The organism is Actinomadura rubteroloni, assembly GCF_002911665.1.
GTDB classification, from domain to species: domain Bacteria; phylum Actinomycetota; class Actinomycetes; order Streptosporangiales; family Streptosporangiaceae; genus Spirillospora; species Spirillospora rubteroloni.
This window is the reverse complement of the sequence record NZ_MTBP01000002.1, coordinates 1052521-1071467: the sequence shown is the minus strand read 5'-3', so window position 1 is coordinate 1071467 and position 18947 is coordinate 1052521. Positions and strand designations below refer to the sequence as shown.

Genomic DNA, 18947 nt, shown 5'->3' with positions numbered 1-18947 from the left:
GCTAGTCGTCCCCGGCGAGCGCGTCGTAGGCCGGGGCGAGGACGTCCGCGAGGTCGCGGCGGCGCACCTTCACCGGAGGCGGCGCCGCGACCCGCAGGACCAGGCCGGGCGGCGCCGGGGGCGCGGGCGGCGCGTCGCGCAGCGCGGCCAGGCCGAGCGGCGCCGTCCAGAACGTTCCCGCGTCGAGGGGCTCGCCGGGCTCGTCCCGCTCAGGTGCGGCGGGAAGGCGGCGCAGCGCGGTCAGCAGGTCGTCCCGGGCGCGTCCGTTCCACTCCAGGATGAGGAACGGGTCGGCGTCGAACGCGTCCGCGAGCGCCCGCAGCGCCGCCCCCGCGTGCGCGCACGACCCGTCGCCCCAGTCGTCGCAGCCGCACATGACGTGCAGCGCCTCCGCGTGCATCGGGAACAGCGGACGGCCCGCCTCGGCGAACACCAGCTCGATCTCCGGCGGGACGTCCCCCTCCAGCAGCCGCGCCCGCACGACCGGATGCCCGGCCAGCGCCGCGTCCACCGCCGCCCAGCCCGCCGGGTCGACCGCGTCGATGCCGAGCGCGACGTCGTGGCCGTCCACCCGCGCGGTCACCTCGCAGGGCGCGACGCGCAGGTTCCGCACCTCGCCGTCACCGTCGGCGTCCACCAGGCTCAGGAACCTGCGCGACCACCACCGGTCGGGCGCCATCAGCCGCTCACCGCGTCGGGGGACAGGCGCAGGACGTCGCGCAGCTCCGCGACGGACAGGTCGGCGAGCCAGTCCTCCCCGGTGCCGACGATCGCCTCGGCCAGCGACTTCTTGCGCTCGATCATCTCGTCCACGCGCTCCTCCAGCGTCCCCGCGCACACGAACTTGCGGACCTGCACGTCGCGCGTCTGCCCGATGCGGAACGCGCGGTCGGTGGCCTGGTCCTCCACGGCCGGGTTCCACCAGCGGTCCACATGGACGACGTGGTTCGCGGCCGTCAGCGTCAGGCCCGTCCCGGCGGCCTTCAGCGACAGCAGGAAGATCGCGGGCTCGTCGTCCTCCTGGAAGTGCCGGACGAGGTCGTCGCGCGCCTGCCGGGACGTCCCGCCGTGCAGCCACAGCACCGGCCGCTCCAGCCGCGCCGCCAGATACGGCCGCAGCATCGACCCGAACTCGGCGTACTGGGTGAACACCAGCGCCTTCTCGCCCTGCGCCAGCACCTCCGCGCAGATCTCCTCCAGCCGCTCCAGCTTCCCCGACCGTCCGGGCAGCCGCGACCCGTCCTTGAGCAACTGCGCCGGATGGTTGCAGACCTGCTTGAGCTTCGCCATCGTCGCGAGGACGAGCCCGCGCCGCTGCTTGGCGTCCGCCTCGGCAATCTGGAGCAACATGTCCTCCAGCGTCGCCTGGTACAGCGACGCCTGCTCGGCCGTCAGGTTGCAGTAGACCTTCATCTCCTGCTTCTCCGGCAGGTCCGAGATGATCGCCGGATCGGTCTTCAGCCGCCGCAGCACGAACGGCTGCGTGATCCTGCGCAGCGCGCGGGCGGCCTGCTCGTCGCCGTCCTTCTCGATCGGCACCGCGAACCGCTCCCGGAACGCCGCGCGCGGCCCGAGCAGCCCCGGATTGGCGAACTCCATGATCGACCACAGCTCGGTCAGATGGTTCTCGACGGGCGTCCCGGTCAGCGCGAGCCGCGTCCGCGCCGGAATGCCCCGCACCGCCCTGGCCTGCCGCGTCCCGCTGTTCTTGAGCGCCTGCGCCTCATCGCACACGACCCGCCGCCACGCGACCCCCGCCAGCGCCTCGGCGTCCCGCGCGGCCGTCCCGTACGTCGTCAGCACCAGATCGACGTCCCGCACGGCCTCGGCCAGCCCGTCCCCGCGCCGCCGCCCACCCCCGTGATGCACGTACACCCGCAACTTCGGCGTGAACCGCGCCGCCTCCCGCTGCCAGTTCCCCACCAGCGACATCGGCAGGACCGCGAGCGTGGGCGGGACGGCGCCGTCCGTCCGCTCGCGGGACAAAAGAGACAAGACCGAAATCGTCTTCCCCAGTCCCATGTCGTCGGCGAGGAGCGCGCCGAGACCGAGCCGGTCCATGAAGGCCAGCCAGGCGAGGCCGCGCCGCTGGTAGGGCCGCAGCTCCGCCTCGACGTCGGGCGGGGTGGGGAGCGGGGTCAAGCGGTGGTCGGCGGTGCCGGAGAGGAGGTCGCCGAAGGGGCCGTCGGCGTCGACGGCGTGCAGGGGGAGGGACGGGTCGCCGGCGTGGACGGCTGCGCGCAGGGCTGCCGCGACGGGCATCCGGGTGGTGCGGGGGCGGCGGAGGAAGTCGAGGGCGGCTTCGAGTTGTTCTTCGTCCAGTTCGACCCAGCGGCCCCGCAGGCGGACGAGCGGGGCTTTCAGGCGGGCCAGTTCGGCTAGTTCGTCCTCGTCGATCGTCGCGTCGCCGAGGGCGAGGTCCCAGCGGACGTCGACCATGTCCTGGAGGCCGAAGCCCGAGGAGGTCGCCGCGCCCGGTTCGGGGTCGGCGCGGGCGGTGAGCTTGAGGCCGAGGCGGGTGCGGCCCGCCCAGGTGGGGAGCAGGACGGCGAAGCTGGCCGCCTGGAGGACGGGTGCGGTCTGGCGCAGGAAGCGGAACGCGCCGGCTGTCGTGAGGGGGAGTTCGGTGGGTGTCGGGGTGTCGAGGGCCGGGGCGAGGTCGGGGAACAGGCGCAGGGCGCGGGCCAGGCCGGTCAGGAGGGCGTCGTCGGCGCCGGCCAGGGTCGGGGCCTCGCCCGCCCAGACCAGGGACGCGGGGACGTAGAGGCTCGGGTCGTTCGCGCTGCGCAGCGCGAACTCGACGCGCCAGGCGTCGGTGTTCTCGGCGCCCGGCTCGGCCAGCCGGAAGCACACGCCGAGCGGGCCGGACGGGCGTCGCGTCGCCGTCGCCCAGGCGTCGAGTTCGGCGATGAGGTCGGCGGGGTCGTCGCCGGGTTCGCGGGCGACGGCCGGGTAGGGGCCGGTGAGCGCGGCGATCCAGCGTTCGGCCAGGGGCACCCGGTCGGGCTCGCGGCCGCGGCGCGCGGGCAGCAGGGGGTGCGGCACGACGCCCCGGACGGCCGTGTCGGTCAGGCCGTCGAGGGCTTCGCGCAGGACGTCGGCGGCGGGGCGTCCGCCGTCGGCCGCGCGGCACGCGCCGGGCATGGCGCGGACGAGGTCGCGCAGCCGGGCGGCGTCGTCCAGGACGGGCCGCCAGCGCGCGGCGAGGTCGCCGTCCTCGCGGACGAGCGCGGGCAGCACCCGGCCGCGCGCGGCGAGCCGGCCGGCCTCGGCGGCGAGCAGGCACAGGTAGCGCAGGTCCGAGCCGGGGACGACGTCGCCCGCGTCCTCGGCGGCGTGCAGCAGCGCGGTCGCGGCGAACGGGTCGAGGACGAGCGCGGGGACGCGCCACGCCGCGAGCCCCGGATCGCCCGCGTGCGGGCGCGGCCCGAGTTCGGGGGAGGGGAGCGGCAGGCCGTCCAGGGTCGGCAGGGTCAGCGTGAGCGTGACGCGCGGCGCCCCGGCCACCAGCGGCTCGTAGGACGTCCCCCGGAACGTGCGGGTGGCGAACGGGTGCGCGCCGTCGCCGCCGTCGTCCGGGGGGCCGGTGCGCTCGGCCCACAGGCACAGCGCACCCCCGTGCCAGGCGGCGTGCGCGACGAGCATGATCGGCGGTTCCCGGAGGTCGAGGGGTCGTGTCGCACGAGCCTGCCACAGGCGTCCGACAGAACGCTCGTTAAGCTCGCCGCGACGGTGACCGTGACGATGACCGAGCGTGCGGGAAGGGGCGGACGTGGGCGAGTTCGTGCGGGTGGAGATCGAGGACGGCGTCGCGACGATCCGGCTGGACCGGCCGAAGATGAACGCCCTGAACGCGCAGATGCAGGCCGAGTTGACCGAGGCGGCGGCGCGGGTGGGCGACGACGACGCGGTGGCGGCGGTCGTCCTGTACGGCGGGGAGCGGGTGTTCGCGGCGGGCGCGGACATCAAGGAGATGGCGGCGCTGTCGGCGGCCGACATGGCGGGCGCCCGGTCGCGGCGGCTCCAGGAGTTCACGACGGCCCTCGCCGCGATCCCGAAGCCCGTGATCGCCGCGATCACCGGCTACGCGCTCGGCGGCGGCCTGGAGGTCGCGCTGACGGCCGACTTCCGGGTGGCGGGCGAGGGCGCGAAGGTGGGGCAGCCGGAGATCCAGCTCGGCATCATCCCCGGCGCGGGCGGGACGCAGCGGCTCGCCCGGCTCGTCGGGCCGTCGCGCGCCAAGGACCTGGTCTTCTCGGGACGGCACGTGCAGGCCGACGAGGCCCTGTCGCTCGGCCTGGTGGACCGGGTCGTCCCCGACGACCGCGTGTACGCCGAGGCGGTCGCCTGGGCGCGGACGTTCGTCGGCGGGCCCGCGGCGGCGCTGCGGGCGGCCAAGGAGGCGATCGACACGGGCCTGGAGGTCGATCTGGCGACCGGGCTGGAGATCGAGCGCGTCCAGTTCGCCGCGCTGTTCGCCACCGAGGACCGGGCGATCGGGATGACGGCGTTCCTGGAGAAGGGCAAGGCCGAGTTCACCGGCCGCTGACGAGAGAAGCCGGGGCCGTCCGAGATGTACCGCAAACATCCCGGACGACCCCGGCGTCCAGAGCCCTCAACCCTCGCGTTCGGGGTTACCCGCTACTTTCCCGGTCAAACCTGTCCCCGGTCGGTAGCATCAGCCGCCATGCGACAGGCGTACCGATCGGCGCTCGTGACGGGCGCGTCCAGCGGCATCGGCGAGAGCTTCGCGCGGCTCCTCGCCCGGCGCGGCACAAGCCTCGTGATCGTCGCGCGGCGCGGCGACCTCCTGGACGCGCTCGCCCGCGACCTGGTCGAGCGGTACCGCGTCGCGGTCGAGGTCGTCGCCGCCGACCTCACCGATCCCGGGCAGCGCGCGGCCGTGGAGGACCGGCTGCGCGCCGACCCCGTGGACCTGCTGGTCAACAACGCGGGCTTCGGCGCGTTCGGCGCGTTCGCCGACACCGGCCTGGACGACCAGCTCCGCCAGATCGAGCTGAACGTGACGGCGCTCGTCCGGCTCACCCACGCCGCTTTGCCGGGAATGCTGGAACGTGGCAGGGGCGGCGTCCTGAACGTCGCGTCGATGGCCGGTTACACGCCGTCACCGGGCAGCGCGACGTACGGCGCGACGAAGGCGTACGTCACGGCGTTCTCCGAGAGCCTGCACGCGGAGGTGGCGGGACGGGGCGTCCACGTGACGGCTCTGTGCCCCGGCTTCACCCGCACCGACGAGGAGACGCCGCCGAACCTGCTCTGGCTGCGCCGCGAGGATGTCGCGCACGCGGGCCTGGCGGCCGTCGAGGCGGGCCGCGCGCAGTGCGTGCCGGGCGCGCAGTACAAGGCGGCGCTGCCCGCGCTGCGGCTGATGCCGCGCCCGCTGCTGCGCGCGGCGGCGAACCGGATGTGGCGGCAGGCCGCCGCGACCCAGTCCGGAAGCGCGTAGACGCGCACTCGGCGACGGGTCGGGCGCCGTCTGTTTGCCGGTGGGCTACAAGAAAACCGCGATTCGCTTGTGGTCGGGGAGCTTGACGGGAATCGGCACTCCTGGCCACCATCGAACCTACGCTTTAGTAGGTTGCGCGGCCGGGTCCCCTCCGACGGCGCGGCGCCGTCCGGAAGCGGGAGCCCCGCCCCCCGCCGTCCACCCAGCGAAGGAACAGCATGTCCGTCACCCCCGAGGAGAAGTTCCAGACCGGCCTGATGCTCGAACTGGAGCAGGTGGCCGAGCAGGAGCTGAACCGGCACCTGTCCACCGCGGACGAGTGGTTCCCCCACCAGTACGTCCCGTGGTCGCGCGGCCGTGACTACGACGGCCTCCTCGACGGCGACGGCTGGACCCCCGAGGACTCCACGCTCAGCGACGTGGCGCGCGAGTCGCTGATCGTCAACCTGCTCACCGAGGACAACCTGCCCGGCTACCACCGGGCCATCGCCAACGTCTTCGGCGCCGACGGCCCGTGGGGCACCTGGGTGAACCGGTGGACGGCCGAGGAGAACCGGCACGGCATCGTCATCCGCGACTACCTGACGGTCACCCGCGCCGTCGACCCGGTCGCGTTGGAACGCGCCCGCATGAAGCACATGCAGCTCGGCTACGAGGCCGCGCACGGCACCGCGTTCCTGCACGGCAACGCCTATGTCTCGTTCCAGGAGCTGGCCACGCGCGTCGCGCACCGCAACACCGGCAAGGCGTCCGGCGACCCGGTCTGCGAGCAGATGCTCACGCGCGTCGCCAAGGACGAGAACCTGCACATGATCTTCTACCGGAACCTCATGGCGGCGGCGCTGGAGGTCGCGCCGAACGAGACGATGCGGGCGATCACCGAGGTCGTCAAGGACTTCCAGATGCCCGGCCACGGCATCGACGGCTTCCTGCGCAAGTCCGTGATGATCGCCAACGCGGGCATCTACGATCTGCGGCTGCACCACGACGACGTCCTCACCCCGTGCCTGCGCAAGTGGGGCGTGTTCGAACGGACGTTCACCGGCGACGGCGCCAAGGCCCGCGACGAGCTGGCCGAGTTCATGGAGCAGCTCGACGCGGCGGCCACCAAGTTCGAGACGCGCCGCGAGGAGCGCCGCGCCCGCGTCGCCGCGCGGGCGAGCTAGCCCCGGGGAAACCCTTCTCTCACCCCGCGCCGGAACGCATCGGGCTTCCGGGACGTCCAACAGTCCATGGGGACACGGGGGCATCGTGACCGCGCCGCGGACGCGGCGGACGCCCGGCGCCGGGGGGCGCCGGGTGGAGACCGCCGCGCGCGATGCGCGAGGGTAGGGTTTCGGAAACGATGAAGGGGGCTGTCACGTCCGGGGAGATGATCGGCGAGTACCGCGTTCTCCAGACCCTCGGAGAAGGCGGCATGGGCGTCGTCCACCTCGGCGCCGACCCCGTCGGGCGGAACGTGGCGATCAAGGTCCTGCGGCCGGCGGTCGCGGGGGACGCGACGGCGCGGCGGCGGCTCGCCCGCGAGGTCGACTCGATGCGGCGCGTCCACAGCCCGCACGTCGCGGAGATCCTGGACGCCGACGTCACCGCCGAGCGGCCCTACATCGTCACCCAGTACGTCCCGGGCCGGACGCTGGAGGAGATCGTCGAGGAGCGCGGCCCGATCGACCCGGCCGGGCTGCAACGGCTCGCGCTCGGGCTGGCGTCGGCGCTGTCGGCGATCCACGGGGCGGGCATCGTCCACCGCGACATGAAGCCCGGCAACGTCATGCTGGTGGACGGCGAGCCCGTCGTCATCGACTTCGGCATCGCCCAGGGCGCCGACGCGACCCGGCTCACCGCGACCGGCATGGTCATCGGCACGCCCGGCTACCTCGCCCCGGAGATCATCGAGGGGGAGGACGCGGGGCCGCCCTCCGACGTCCACGCCTGGGCCGGGACGGTCGCCTACGCCGCGACCGGACGGCCCCCGTTCGGCTCCGGCACCTTCGAGTCGATCTTCTACAAGATCATGTCGGGGACGCCGGACCTGGACGGCGTGCCCGCCGCCCTGCTGCCCATGCTGCGGTCGGCGATGGCGCGGCACCCGGCCGAGCGGCCGACCGCCGTCGACCTCGTCCAGATCGCGCGGCGCATCCACATCGACTCCACGATCACCGACGGCACCCGGATCGACGACCACTACCCGGCGCGCAACACCGCCGGCCCGGCCGAGACGATCGTGGAGACCGGCAACGACCGGCCCGAGGCGTTCGCCGCCCCGGCGCCCGTGCCGGCGCCGGCGCCGACGCTCCAGCCGAAGGACTTCCGGGGGCTGCTGCCGCCCGTGGCGCCGCCGCCCGTCCCGCCGCCCGGCCCCGCGCCCCACGAGACGGGACGGCAGTTCGGCCCGTCCGGCACGAACCCGTTCGAGAACCCCTACGACCGGTCGGGCTACCCGCCCGCGACGGCGCCGACCCCGCCGCCTCAGGCGCCCGCCCCCTACGACCCGTACCGTCCGCCGCAGCAGCCTCCGCCGCAGCCGCCGCCGCACCAGCAGCGGCCGGCCCCGCACGCCGGCCCCGAGCCCGAGCGGCGCAAGCCGTTCGCGCTGTACCGGGTGATGAGCGGGCTCGTCCTCGTCGCGCTGCTCGGCTTCGCCCGGATGACGCCGGTGCTGGCCGTGCTGGTGACGGTGACGGGCGTCCTCGTGCTGCGCGCCGCCGACAAGGCCGCCAAGGGCATGGAGGACCGCCGCACCCGGCGCGGGCCCCGGACGGGCGACGCCGTCGGCGCGGCCATCCGCTCGCCGCTGCACCTGCCCGGCGCCGTCCTGACGACCGCGCTGCTGTCGGGGCTCAGCCTGTTCGCGGGGCTGGTGCTGCTCGTCGCGCTCATGTTCGTCAAACCGGACATGGGCGCGTCCACCGCGACCGCGTACGCGGCGATGCTGGTCATCCTGCTGCTGTCGCTCGCGCCGGGCAGCGGGGCGCCGCGCCGCCAGCTCGCCCGCGTGTGGGGGGCGCTGCTGCCGCGCTCGGAGGTCGCGCTCGGCGGGACGGTCGTGCTCGGCGTGTTCGCGGCCGTGCTCGTCGTGCTGTCGCAGGGCCGTCCGCCCGACACCACGCCCGTCGACGGCATGAGCCGGAGCCTGGACGACCTGCGCGGCAGCGTCCGCGACCTCGTCGACGGCGGCATCCCGTTCGTGTGACGCCGCGGGCGCGCCGCTATCAGTAAAGTGGCGGACCCATGAGCGGGGAGACACGGGAACGACTCGGCGAGTACCGGCTGCTGCGGCCCCTGTCCGACGGCGCGCACGGCGGCTACCGCGCGGCCGGGCCGGACGGACGCGACGTGGCCATCCGCTTCCTGCGCCCGGAGGAGCCGCCGCCGGACGTCGCGCGCCTCGCCGCGATCCGCAGCCCCTACGCCGCCGACGTGCTGGACGGGGGAACGGACGCGGGCACGGCCTACCTGGTGTTCCGGTTCGTCCCGGGCCGCCCGCTGACCGCCGAACTCGCCGAACAGGGCGCCGTCCGGGGCGGCGCGCTGCGGACCCTCGCGCTCGGCCTGGCCAAGGCGCTCGCGGCGATCCACGCGGAGGGCCTCGCGCACGGCGCCCTCGGCCCGGACACGATCCTGGTCGTGGACGGCGCGCCGGTCGTGATCGACGTCGGGCTCGTCCCCGGCGACCCTGCCGCCGACCTGGCCGCCTGGGCGCGCACGGTGACGGCCGCCGCCGGGGAACCGCCCGCCCCGCTGGCCCGCGTGCTGCGGACCGCCGCCGAGCCCGGCGCGACGGCCGCCGACCTGGTCACCGAGGTCGCCGCGCTCGACCTCGGCACGACGCCCGTCCCGTCCCCGCGCCCCGCCGAACCGTCCGCCCGCCCCGCGGCCGCCCCGCCCGCGCACGACGAGAGCCCGGTGCGGGCAGAGGGCGGGGTGCCGGTCCGGGGGGTGGACGACGCGCGGGCGCGGCACGAGCTGGCGGTCGCGCACGGGTGGGCGCGGCTGCTGGCCGTGCTGGTCGTGGTGATCGCCGCGGGGGTGAGCGTGCTCGCGCCCGTCCCCGGGACGGTCCTGTCGCTCGGCGCCGTGACGGTGCTGCGCGCGACGGGCGTCCGGCCGCGCGCCTGGGGAGCGGTCGCGGCGGTCGGGCGGACGGTCGGCGCGCTGCCCTACGCCGCCGCCGTCGCGGTCGCCGGGACGCTCGCCCTGATCGGGCTGGCCGTCGGCGGCGCGGAGATCGAGCCGCTGGACGCCGCCGCGCTCGGCGCGGGCGCCGGCACGGTCGCGCTGTGGACGGCCCCCGGCGCGTCCCTGCCCCGCAAGCGGCTGGAGCGGGCGTTCCTGCGGACGGCCCGCGTCCCGCACCGCATCGCGGCGGCGGGGATCGTCCTCGGCCTCGCGGCGTTCGTCGTCCTGGCGGCGGCGCTGTCGCTCCAGCCCAGCTTCGCCCCGCTCTACGGGACCCAGAGTTCGCTGGAGGCGTCGCTCGCGCGGCTCCAGGCGAGGATCGGATGACTGTCCCCGCGGACATTTCCGCGCGCCCGTTGGCATGAAGTGAGCTGTCCGGGGGACGGTTTTCGCACAACGGAACAGTCGTCGTGGAGCGTGGGTAAGGTCTCACCGACCTGGATTTGCCACCAGGCTACCGATCGGTAACATCAGGATCGCACGGTCGAAACGAGGACCCGCCGTCCGAAGCGCGTTCGGGTCTTTGGCAGGCTGTGTTGCGACTCACGCGTCGACCCGCCCCGGGCGGCGCACCTCAGTCCGCTCCTCGGGCGGCCAATGGAGTGCAGGGAGGTCGGCCACCGGCCATGAACATCGTCGTCCTGGTGAAGCAGGTTCCCGATACGGAGAGCCCGCGCAAGCTGAAGTCCGAAGACAGCACGCTCGACCGCGCTGCCGCGGACGGTGTGATCAACGAACTCGATGAGTACGCCATCGAGGAGGGGCTGCGCATCAAGGAGGCCCAGGGCGGAGAGGTGACCGTCGTCACCCTTGGTCCCGGCAAGGCCACCGAGTCCATCCGCAAGGCGCTGGCGATGGGTGCGGACAAGGCCGTCCACGTGCTGGACGACGCGCTCGCCGGGTCCGACGCCCTGCAGACCTCCTACGCCATCGCGCAGGTCCTCGGCCGCACCGGCTTCGACCTCGTGATCCTCGGCTCGGAGTCGACCGACGCGCGCACCGGCGTGCTCGCCGCCATGCTCGCCGAGCGGCTGGGCGTCCCGCAGGTCTCGCTGGCCAACAAGGTCGAGATCGAGGGCTCCTCCATCAAGGCCCAGCGGATCACCGACTACGGCTTCGACCGCGTCGAGGCGACCCTGCCCGCGGTCGTCAGCGTCGTCGAGAAGATCAACGAGCCGCGCTACCCCTCCTTCAAGGGGATCATGGCGGCCAAGAAGAAGCCGGTCGAGACGCTCGGCGTCGCCGACGCCGGGATCGACGCCGGCCAGGTCGGGCTCGCCAACGCGGCGACCGCCGTGGTCGACTTCGCCGAGGCCCCGCCGCGCGCGCAGGGTCAGATCGTCAGCGACGAGGGTGACGGCGGCACGAAGATCGCCGACTTCCTCGCCTCGAAGAAGTTCGTCTGAGCGCGGAAGGGGAGTCAGGGAACATGGCAGAGATTCTCGTTCTCGTCGATCATGTCGACGGCGAGGTCAAGAAGGTCACGCTGGAGCTGCTGACGCTGGCCAACCGGCTCGGCGAGGCTTCGGCCGTATGGGTCGGCGCCGGCTACGACGGCGCGAAGGACAAGCTGGCCGAGTACGGCGCGCAGAAGGTCTACGTCGGCGCGGACGAGGAGCTGGCCTCCTACGTCGTCGCCCCGAAGGCCGCGCTGCTCGCGCAGCTCGTCCAGGAGAAGTCCCCGGCGGCCGTGCTGGTCGCCGCGACCGGTGAGGGCAAGGAGGTCGCCGGGCGGCTCGCCGTCAAGATCGGCTCCGGTGTGCTCACCGACGTCGTGGACGTGGCCGACGGCTTCGTCGCCGAGCACTCGATCTTCGGCGGCGGCACCATCGCGCACGCCAAGGTCACCACGGGCACGCCCGTCATCGCGGTGCGCCCGAACGCCGTCGCCGCCGAGGCCGCCCCCGCGACCCCGGCCGAGGAGCAGGTGACCGTGGCCCTGTCGGACACCGACAAGGGCACCAAGATCGTGGAGAAGGTCGTCCAGGAGAAGGGCGAGCGCCCGGACCTGACCGAGGCCGCGATCGTCGTCTCCGGCGGCCGCGGTGTCGGCAACGCCGAGAACTTCAAGATCATCGAGGGCCTGGCCGACTCGCTCGGCGCGGCCGTCGGCGCCTCCCGGGCCGCGACGGACGCGGGCTGGTACCCGCACCAGTTCCAGGTCGGCCAGACCGGCAAGACGGTGTCGCCGCAGCTCTACATCGCGGTCGGCATCTCCGGGGCGATCCAGCACCGGGCCGGGATGCAGACCTCGAAGACGATCATCGCGATCAACAAGGACTCCGAGGCTCCGATCTTCGAGCTGGTCGACTTCGGCGTCGTGGGCGACCTGTTCCAGGTGGCCCCGCAGCTCACCGAGGAGATCACCAAGCGCAAGTGACGGTGGCTCAGCCTGACGCCCCGGCGACGTTCCCGTCGCCGGGGCTTCGGCGTTCTCAGGACCGCTTCGGCGTCGGCGCGGCGGTGACCTGCGGGTTCACCAGGCCCGTCAGCTCGCTGTAGGGGACGCGCAGGTCGTCCTGCCCGCACGCGGTGATGCCGCCGAGCGCGACGAGGTCCACCATGACGTGCAGATCGTCGGGTTCCAGGGCGAGCTGGACGGCGCCGTCCCGCCCTTCGAGCTGCTCGCGCGTCAGGACGGCGGGCGCGGTCTCCTCCAGGCAGGCGAAGTTGGAGTCCGGCCGGACGCGCAGGCGTTCCACGAACGTTCGCAGGCCGGACGCGGTGAGCCCGGCGGGCAGGAAGATCGCCGCCACGGGGACGGCCCGTCCGGTCGCGAGGTCCACGGTGACGGTCCGCGCCCGCGCCCACGTCGAGTGCGTCAGCCGCTCGCCCTGCTGCGTGATCTCGTACTTGACCGACAGGTAGCGCGGCCCGCGCATCAGGTACGCGGGCTTGACGATCATCTTGGTCGGGCTCGGGCCGAACTGCGCGAGGCCCTTGCGGTAGTCGGCGGCGCGGGCGTCCACGGGTGCGCGCAGCGCCGCGTTGATCTTCTGGGCCAGGCCCGCGCGCCCGCCGGTGACGCGGGGGAGCGTCCCGGTGAGCGTCAGCGGATCGCCCGGCTCGTTCAGCGCGGCCGTCGTGTAGGCGAGGGCGGGCGGCTTGGCCTCGTCGCGCGTCGCCACGTAGACGGCGCCGCCGCCCGCCGCGGCGACGGCGACCGCCGCCCCGGCCGCGAGCGCCGCGCCCTTCGCGCCGCCGATCCCGGCCAGCGCCGCGCCCTGCCCCGCCGCGCCCGCGCCGGCCCCCGCGCTCGCCGCGCTTCCGGCCGGGGCCAGCCCGAGCGCCGCCAGCGGGAACGCCGCCGCGACCGTCGCGGCGGCCCCGGCGAGCGCGCGGGCGCCCCGGTGCTCCCAGTCCGGCCCGTACGCGGCGCCCGCGGCGGCGGCCAGTTCGGCGGCGAACGCGGCGGCGCCCGCCGGACGGCTCCACGGGTCCTTGGCGAGCCCCCGCTCCACCAGCGGCCGGACGCCCGGCGGCAGCCCGTCCAGCGGCACCGGCGCGCCGAGGTGCGCGTTCATCAGCGTGGCGCGGTTCGGCGCCGAGAACGGCTTGTGCCCCGTCACGCACTCGTAGAAGACGGCCGTCGCGGCGTACACGTCCGTGGCCGGCGACGCGGGCTCGCCCCGCCACTGCTCGGGCGCCATGTAGGCGGGGGTGCCGGAGCGGTCGGCGGCCCCGGCGTCGGCGGCGATGCCGAAGTCGATGAGCTTGCTCAGCCCGTCCGCCCGGACGATCACGTTGGCGGGCTTGTAGTCGCGGTGGACGATCCCGAGCGCGTGCGCCGCCGCCAGCCCCCGCAGCGACCCGCTGAGGACGGCCAGCGCCGCCTCCGGGGCCAGCGGGGCGCGTTCGTCCAGGACGGTGCGCAGCGGTACGCCGTCCACGGCCTCCATGACGATCGCGGCGCCGTCGCCCGCCTCGACCAGCCCGTACAGCCGCGTGACGTGCGGATGGTCGAGACGGCTCAGCAGGCCCGCCTCGTCCCGGAGCCGGTCGCGGAACGTCGCGTCGGCGGCCAGGTCCGGGGCCAGGTACTTGATCGCGGCGGTGCGGCCGGTGGCGTCGTGCCGGGCGAGGACGACCCGTCCCTGGCCGCCCCGCCCGAGTTCGCCCAGCTCGCTGTATCCCGGAACCCGCCAGTCCGTCATCGCGCCCTCTTCCCGTGATCGACGTCCGTTTCTATCGGATGCCGGTCACGAAAGGACGGTTCAGGCGGCGACGGTTCCCGCCTCCGGCTCGGGGACGGGCAGCGGCGCGCGGGCCGCGACGTCGCGGCGTCCGCCGAGCGGGACGTACCGCGCCCCGAACCCGACGACCAGCGCCAGCAGCACCGCGACGCCCACGCCGAACCGCAGCGACGTGGCCTGCGACAGGAACCCGATCACGACCGGGCCGAGCAGCAGCCCGCCGTAGCCCATCGCGCCGACCTGGGCGACGGCCGCCGCCGGGGCGTCCGGCGCGGCGGACCCGGCCAGCGAGATCGTCGTCGGGACGACCGTGCAGATCACGAGCCCGGTGACGAAGAACCCGCCGATCGCGACCGGCGCGGACGGGGCGGTGACCACGACCGTCATCGCGGCGGCCGTGCCGAACCCGGCCCACGCCAGCAGGCGGCGGGTGCCGAGCCGCATGCGCAGCCGGTCCCCGACGAGCCGTCCGAACAGCATGGCCAGCTCGAACATCGGGTAGCCGAGCGCGGCGACGGCCTGCGTGGTGCCGAGCTCGTCGTGCAGGAACAGGCCGCTCCAGTCGGCGATCGAGCCCTCGGTCATGAACGCGATGAACGCGAGGCCGCCGATGATGTAGACGGCGAGCGGCATCCGCGTCCGGCGTCCGGCCGCCGCGCGGGACCGGGCGCGGTCGGGCAGGTAGGTCGGGCCGAGCGCGATCCCGGCGGGCAGCGCGGCCAGCGCGGCCATGAGCACGGTCGGGGTGAACCCGAGCCCGGCGGCGGCGGTCGCGACGCCGAGCAGGCCGCCGCTCATCGCGCCGACGCACCAGCCGGCGTGCATGCCGCTCATCACCGACCGGCCGTAGGCCTGCTCCACGACGCTGCCCTGCGCGTTCATCGAGACGTCGGTGACCCCGAACGCCATCCCGAACACGCCGACGGCGACGAGCAGCGCCGCGTAGTCCGGCGCGAACGCGACGCCGAGGTAGGACAGCGCGGTCAGCGGCAGCGACACCCGCAGGACGGCGCGGCTGCCGAAGCGCGCGAGGACCGCGCGCAAGCCCTGCATGGCGGCCAGCGCCCCGAGCCCCCAGACGAGGACGACGACGCCGACGGCGCCCTCGTCCGCGTGGAACTTCGCCGCCAGCGCGGGCATCCGGGCCGTCCAGACCCCGCAGAGCAGCCCGGCCAGCAGGAAGGTCAGGAACGTTCCAGCGCGGGCACGGCGCAGCATGGCTCACCTCTTTCTCTGATCGGCCGGGACTCGCCCGGAGACGTGCGGACGCCCGGCCTACCCGAGGCCGGGCGAGTTCAAGGACGGAAGGTCAGCGGTCCAGCAGCGCGAGCATCCGGCGCTCCAGCGCGGCGAGCTGCTCGTCGTCGTAGAGGCCCGGGGCGTGGCTGACCACTTCCCACAGCCCCTCGGCCGCCAGCCGCACGATCGCCGACGCCGCCGGATCCGGATCGGACGGGTCGGGATGCCCGTGCCAGCGGCGCATCGCGGCGTTCAGCGGCGCGGCCAGCTCGGGGTCCGTCGCCGCCGCCATGATCGCCGACCAGCGCCGGTACGCGCGGGCCTCGCCGGTGAGGATCTCGAACGTCGCCCGGACGTAGGCGCGCGTGTACGCCCCCGGAGTGTCGTCGATGTACGACCCGATGAGGTCGTCGAAATCCTCGATGACGCGGCCGACCAGTGCCTGGACCAGCGCTTCCTTGGTGGGGAAGTGGTAGAGGAGCCCGCCCTTGCTGACGCCCGCGCGGTCGGCGACGGCGGCGAGCGTGAGCGCCTGGGTCCCCTGCTCGGACAGCAGGGACTCGGCGGCATCGAGCAGGGCGTTCTTCCTCATGGCGGACTCCACTGTACCGACCGGACGGTACAGTCGCCAACACGCCCGGCCCCACGGTCATTCCCGGCGGAAGGGAACCGCCGCCGCGCGGCTACTGTTGGTGCTGTGGTGACCTACCTCGACCATGCCGCGACGACCCCGATGCTCCCGGCGGCCGTCGCCGCGATGACCGCCGAGCTGAGCGGCCTCGGCAACGCGTCGTCGCTGCACGCGGCGGGCCGCCGTGCCCGGCGCGCCGTCGAGGAGGCCCGCGAGATCGTCGCCGAGGCGTTCGACGCCCGGCCGAGCGAGGTCGTGTTCACCTCCGGTGGCACCGAGGCCGACAACCTGGCCGTCAAGGGGATCTACTGGTCGCGGCGGGCCGCCGACCCGCGCCGCCGCCGGATCCTCGCGGGCGCCGTCGAGCACCACGCGGTGCTGGACGCCGTCCAGTGGCTCGCCGAGCACGAGGGGGCCGTCGTGGAGTGGCTGCCCTGCGACGAGCACGGCCGGATCGCCCCCGAGACCCTGCGGGACGCGCTCGGCGACGGGACCGACGTCGCCCTCGCCACCGTCATGTGGGCCAACAGCGAGGTCGGGACCGTCCAGCCCGTCGCCGAACTGGCCGCCGTCGCCGCCGAGCACGGGGTGCCGTTCCACACCGACGCCGTCCAGGCCGCGCCGCACCTGCCCGTCGCGTTCGGGGCGTCCGGCGCCGCCGCGCTCACGCTGAGCGGCCACAAGCTCGGCGGCCCGCTCGGCGTCGGCGCGCTGCTGCTCGCCAAGCCCGGCCCCCGCCTGGACGCCGATCCGGTGCCCGTCCTGCACGGCGGCGGGCAGGAGCGCGACGTCCGGTCCGGGACGCTCAACACGCCCGCCATCGCCGGGTTCGCCGCCGCCGTCCAGGAGTCCGTCGCCCGCCGGGACGCCGAGGCCGCGCGCCTGGCGGTGCTGCGGGACGCGCTGATCGGCGCCGTCCGCGCGGCCGTGCCCGACGCCGTCCTCAACGGCCACCCCGCCGACCGGCTGCCCGGCAACGCCCACTTCTCCTTCCCCGGCTGCGAGGGCGACGCGCTGCTCATGCTCCTGGACGCGCGCGGCATCGCCTGCTCCACCGGCTCGGCGTGCTCGGCGGGCGTCGCGCAGCCGAGCCACGTCCTGCTGGCGATGGGCGCCGACCCGGCGCGGGCGCGCGGCTCGCTGCGGTTCACGCTCGGGCACACCTCCACCGAGGCCGACGTCGCCGCGCTCGCCGCCGCCATCGCGCCCGTCGTGGAGCGGGCCCGCCGCGCCGGCCTCACCTGACCGGGCGTTTGCCGCCCCGCCAGGCGGGCACCCTGCCGCCGACGTGGGAGGAGAACGACTGATGACGTCGACGCAGCAGGTCACGACGGCGGCCGGGGACGGGTTCCGCCGGGCCGCCGGGCATCCCTGGTTCCACCGGCTGTCGCGCGCAGGGCTGGCGGCGCGCGGCGCCATCTACCTGCTCATCGGCTGGCTGGCCGTGCAGATCGGCCTCGGCGACGGCGGCGAGCAGGCGGACAAGAAGGGCGCGCTCCAACTCGTCGGCGAGAAGCCGGGCGGGACGGTCGTGCTGTGGGCGCTGACGCTCGGCTTCCTCGGTCTCGCCCTGTGGCGGTTCTCCGAGGCCGCCTACGGGCAGCCGCAGGCCGACGGCCGCAAGCCCGTGAAACGGCTCGCGTCCTTCGGCCGGGGCGTCTTCTACACCGCCGCGTTCGCCGGGATGCTCGGGTTCGTCCTCGGGCAGGGCGGGCAGTCCAGCGACCAGCAGTCCCACTCCTACACGGCGCGGGCGATGGAGCACCCGGGCGGACGGTGGCTCGTCCTCGCCGTCGGGCTCGGCTTCGTGGCCTGGGGCATCGGGAACATCGTCGGGGCCGTCCGGCGGACGTTCCTGAAGAAGCTCCGCCCGATGGGCCCCACCGCCGCGCCGGTCGTCAAGACGCTCGGGATCGTCGGACGCAGCGCGCGCGGCCTGGTCTTCGGCGGCGTCGGCGTCTTCCTGGCCCGCGCGGCGATCGCCTTCGACCCGAACCAGGCGCGCGGCCTGGACGGCACCCTCCGCGAGTTCGCCGGCACGCCCGCCGGGCCGTGGCTGCTCGTCGCCGTCGCGCTCGGCCTCGTCGTGTTCGGCGCCTACTCGCTGTGCGAGGCGCGCTGGCGCAAGGTCGAGGCCGCGCGCTGAGCGGTCAGGGACGGTAGGGGGCCAGGGCGCTCCACGCCGGGTCCGGCGCGGACGCGACCTTGGCCTTGCCCTCGTCCCAGCCCGCCGCGACCTGGTCCAGCTCGGCCAGCGCCGACGACCCCGGATCGGCGTACAGGTGGAAGACGCGCAGGCCGTCGCCCGTCTCGATCGCCGCGAGCACCGCCTGGTCGCCGAGCGACCCGAACCGCTTCTCGAACTTGCGCAGCGCGCCCGACGACGGCTCCACCGGCAGCCGGTCGGGGTTGGCGTGCCGGTAGGGGACGGTCACCGTCACGTGCAGGTCGCACAGCGGATGGTCCTGCCGGTGCAGCGGGAACCGGACCATGACCCGGGACGGGTGCCCGCGCGGCGTCCGGCCCTCGCCGGTCAGCCACGCCTGGTCGGCGAACGGCTCGGCGACCTGCTCCACGACCGCCGCGAGCAGCGCGGGCGGCAGCGCGTCGATCGGCGCCTCCTCGGCGGTGGTGACGCGGCCGATCCAGCGGGCCGCGTCGTCCTCGCCGAGCGCCCAGTCCAGCAGGTGCCGCGCCACCTGGAGCCGCTGCTCCTCCGACACGAAGAGGAAGTCGGGGTGGTAGGCGGTGATGTCCACGCGGGCGCGGGCCTGGTCGGCGCGCATCCCGAACCGCGCGTACTCCAGGTCGAACTCGTGGTCGCCGAGGACGAGCCGCTGCGCCAGCATCTCCGGGTCGGGCTGGCGCGCGGGGTAGTACCGCCAGTGCGCGCCCGCCGACCGGGGAACGGCCCGGTGCCAGCGCTCGGCCAGCCCGCGCAGCGCCGGGTCGCCGCCGCCGGTGACGGTCAGCGCGGGGCCGCGCCCGTCCGACCCGCCGATCTCCCACTCCAGGTCGGGGTGGATCCGCCCGACGCGGTGCGACAGTTCCTCGACCAGCTCGGTCGGGAGGCCGTCGACGTCGTCGTCGTCCTGCTGCCGCTCCAGCGCGGACTCGATGGACGGGCGGGCCTGCGCCCACCACTCCCAGAACTCGCTGATGGCCGCGGGGGCGGCGGCGGACATGTCGCGGGGGCGGCGAAAGATTCCCATGGCGCGTCACATCGTACGCGGGCCGC

Annotated in this window: 15 protein-coding genes; 9 read left to right on the top strand and 6 right to left on the bottom strand. The window is 74.9% G+C overall.

The features are described from left to right. Position 1: 1 nt before the first annotated feature. Together BTM25_RS16445 and BTM25_RS16440 are read right to left on the bottom strand one after the other, a co-directional pair. On the bottom strand, positions 2–679 hold the full coding sequence (locus tag BTM25_RS16445; RefSeq protein ID WP_103563749.1) for an SWIM zinc finger family protein: 678 nt from the start codon (positions 677–679) through the stop codon (positions 2–4). Next, positions 679–3645 carry a DEAD/DEAH box helicase gene (locus tag BTM25_RS16440; RefSeq protein WP_103563748.1) on the bottom strand — a complete coding sequence of 989 codons (2967 nt, stop codon included), beginning with the start codon at positions 3643–3645 and terminating at the stop codon, positions 679–681. The genes BTM25_RS16445 and BTM25_RS16440 overlap by 1 nt, the downstream gene beginning before the upstream one ends. 127 nt (positions 3646–3772) lie before the next feature. Between BTM25_RS16440 and BTM25_RS16435 the strand changes: the two genes are divergently transcribed. From BTM25_RS16435 to BTM25_RS16405, 7 genes are all read left to right on the top strand, one after another. Then, positions 3773–4549 (top strand): enoyl-CoA hydratase/isomerase family protein, encoded by a 777-nt coding sequence (locus BTM25_RS16435; protein ID WP_103564673.1) that lies wholly within the window; start codon positions 3773–3775, stop codon positions 4547–4549. Positions 4550–4687: 138 nt separating this feature from the next. Beyond that, positions 4688–5467, top strand: coding sequence for an SDR family NAD(P)-dependent oxidoreductase (locus BTM25_RS16430; RefSeq protein WP_103563747.1), 780 nt, complete (start codon positions 4688–4690; stop codon positions 5465–5467). Positions 5468–5685: 218 nt separating this feature from the next. Continuing rightward, positions 5686–6633 carry an acyl-ACP desaturase gene (locus BTM25_RS16425; RefSeq protein WP_103563746.1) on the top strand — a complete coding sequence of 316 codons (948 nt, stop codon included), beginning with the start codon at positions 5686–5688 and terminating at the stop codon, positions 6631–6633. 179 nt (positions 6634–6812) lie between these two features. Next, a complete protein-coding gene (locus BTM25_RS16420; protein ID WP_168212127.1) occupies positions 6813–8660 on the top strand; it encodes a serine/threonine-protein kinase in 1848 nt (615 codons plus the stop codon). Between the two features lie 38 nt (positions 8661–8698). Beyond that, positions 8699–9973, top strand: a complete 1275-nt coding sequence (locus BTM25_RS16415) for a hypothetical protein (protein WP_103563744.1) — start codon at positions 8699–8701, stop codon at positions 9971–9973. Between the two features lie 299 nt (positions 9974–10272). Then, entirely contained in the window at positions 10273–11052 is a 780-nt protein-coding gene (locus BTM25_RS16410) for an electron transfer flavoprotein subunit beta/FixA family protein (protein WP_103563743.1), read from the top strand. Between the two features lie 23 nt (positions 11053–11075). After that, positions 11076–12026, top strand: coding sequence for an electron transfer flavoprotein subunit alpha/FixB family protein (locus tag BTM25_RS16405; RefSeq protein ID WP_103563742.1), 951 nt, complete (start codon positions 11076–11078; stop codon positions 12024–12026). A 55-nt stretch (positions 12027–12081) separates the two neighbouring features. Here the strand turns inward: BTM25_RS16405 and BTM25_RS16400 are convergent, their stop codons facing one another. From BTM25_RS16400 to BTM25_RS16390, 3 genes are all read right to left on the bottom strand, one after another. Next, the gene (locus tag BTM25_RS16400; RefSeq protein ID WP_103563741.1) at positions 12082–13800 is read right to left on the bottom strand and encodes a serine/threonine-protein kinase; all 1719 of its coding nucleotides are present in this window, start codon (positions 13798–13800) and stop codon (positions 12082–12084) included. Between the two features lie 60 nt (positions 13801–13860). After that, a complete protein-coding gene (locus BTM25_RS16395; RefSeq protein WP_103563740.1) occupies positions 13861–15057 on the bottom strand; it encodes an MFS transporter in 1197 nt (398 codons plus the stop codon). A gap of 91 nt (positions 15058–15148) precedes the next feature. Continuing rightward, positions 15149–15670 carry a TetR/AcrR family transcriptional regulator gene (locus tag BTM25_RS16390; protein ID WP_103563739.1) on the bottom strand — a complete coding sequence of 174 codons (522 nt, stop codon included), beginning with the start codon at positions 15668–15670 and terminating at the stop codon, positions 15149–15151. 108 nt (positions 15671–15778) lie between these two features. Between BTM25_RS16390 and BTM25_RS16385 the strand changes: the two genes are divergently transcribed. Both BTM25_RS16385 and BTM25_RS16380 read left to right on the top strand, forming a co-directional pair. After that, on the top strand, positions 15779–16954 hold the full coding sequence (locus BTM25_RS16385; protein WP_103564672.1) for a cysteine desulfurase family protein: 1176 nt from the start codon (positions 15779–15781) through the stop codon (positions 16952–16954). A gap of 61 nt (positions 16955–17015) precedes the next feature. Beyond that, complete coding sequence (locus BTM25_RS16380; RefSeq protein ID WP_103563738.1) at positions 17016–17855, top strand: DUF1206 domain-containing protein; 840 nt, start codon at positions 17016–17018, stop codon at positions 17853–17855. Positions 17856–17859: 4 nt separating this feature from the next. On the opposite strand, the gene BTM25_RS16375 is transcribed toward BTM25_RS16380, so the two are convergent. Then, positions 17860–18921 carry a DUF695 domain-containing protein gene (locus BTM25_RS16375; RefSeq protein WP_235828444.1) on the bottom strand — a complete coding sequence of 354 codons (1062 nt, stop codon included), beginning with the start codon at positions 18919–18921 and terminating at the stop codon, positions 17860–17862. Positions 18922–18947 lie beyond the last annotated feature (26 nt).

Bases quoted from the DNA above. Each gene is read 5' to 3' on its own strand.
- BTM25_RS16445 (WP_103563749.1), bottom strand. From the start codon at position 679: ATGGCGCCCGACCGGTGGTGGTCGCGCAGGTTCCTGAGCCTGGTGGAC.
- BTM25_RS16440 (WP_103563748.1), bottom strand. From the start codon at position 3,645: ATGCTCGTCGCGCACGCCGCCTGGCACGGGGGTGCGCTGTGCCTGTGG.
- BTM25_RS16430 (WP_103563747.1), top strand. From the start codon at position 4,688: ATGCGACAGGCGTACCGATCGGCGCTCGTGACGGGCGCGTCCAGCGGC.
- BTM25_RS16425 (WP_103563746.1), top strand. From the start codon at position 5,686: ATGTCCGTCACCCCCGAGGAGAAGTTCCAGACCGGCCTGATGCTCGAA.
- BTM25_RS16420 (WP_168212127.1), top strand. From the start codon at position 6,813: ATGAAGGGGGCTGTCACGTCCGGGGAGATGATCGGCGAGTACCGCGTT.
- BTM25_RS16415 (WP_103563744.1), top strand. From the start codon at position 8,699: ATGAGCGGGGAGACACGGGAACGACTCGGCGAGTACCGGCTGCTGCGG.
- BTM25_RS16410 (WP_103563743.1), top strand. From the start codon at position 10,273: ATGAACATCGTCGTCCTGGTGAAGCAGGTTCCCGATACGGAGAGCCCG.
- BTM25_RS16405 (WP_103563742.1), top strand. From the start codon at position 11,076: ATGGCAGAGATTCTCGTTCTCGTCGATCATGTCGACGGCGAGGTCAAG.
- BTM25_RS16400 (WP_103563741.1), bottom strand. From the start codon at position 13,800: ATGACGGACTGGCGGGTTCCGGGATACAGCGAGCTGGGCGAACTCGGG.
- BTM25_RS16395 (WP_103563740.1), bottom strand. From the start codon at position 15,057: ATGCTGCGCCGTGCCCGCGCTGGAACGTTCCTGACCTTCCTGCTGGCC.
- BTM25_RS16390 (WP_103563739.1), bottom strand. From the start codon at position 15,670: ATGAGGAAGAACGCCCTGCTCGATGCCGCCGAGTCCCTGCTGTCCGAG.
- BTM25_RS16380 (WP_103563738.1), top strand. From the start codon at position 17,016: ATGACGTCGACGCAGCAGGTCACGACGGCGGCCGGGGACGGGTTCCGC.
- BTM25_RS16375 (WP_235828444.1), bottom strand. From the start codon at position 18,921: ATGGGAATCTTTCGCCGCCCCCGCGACATGTCCGCCGCCGCCCCCGCG.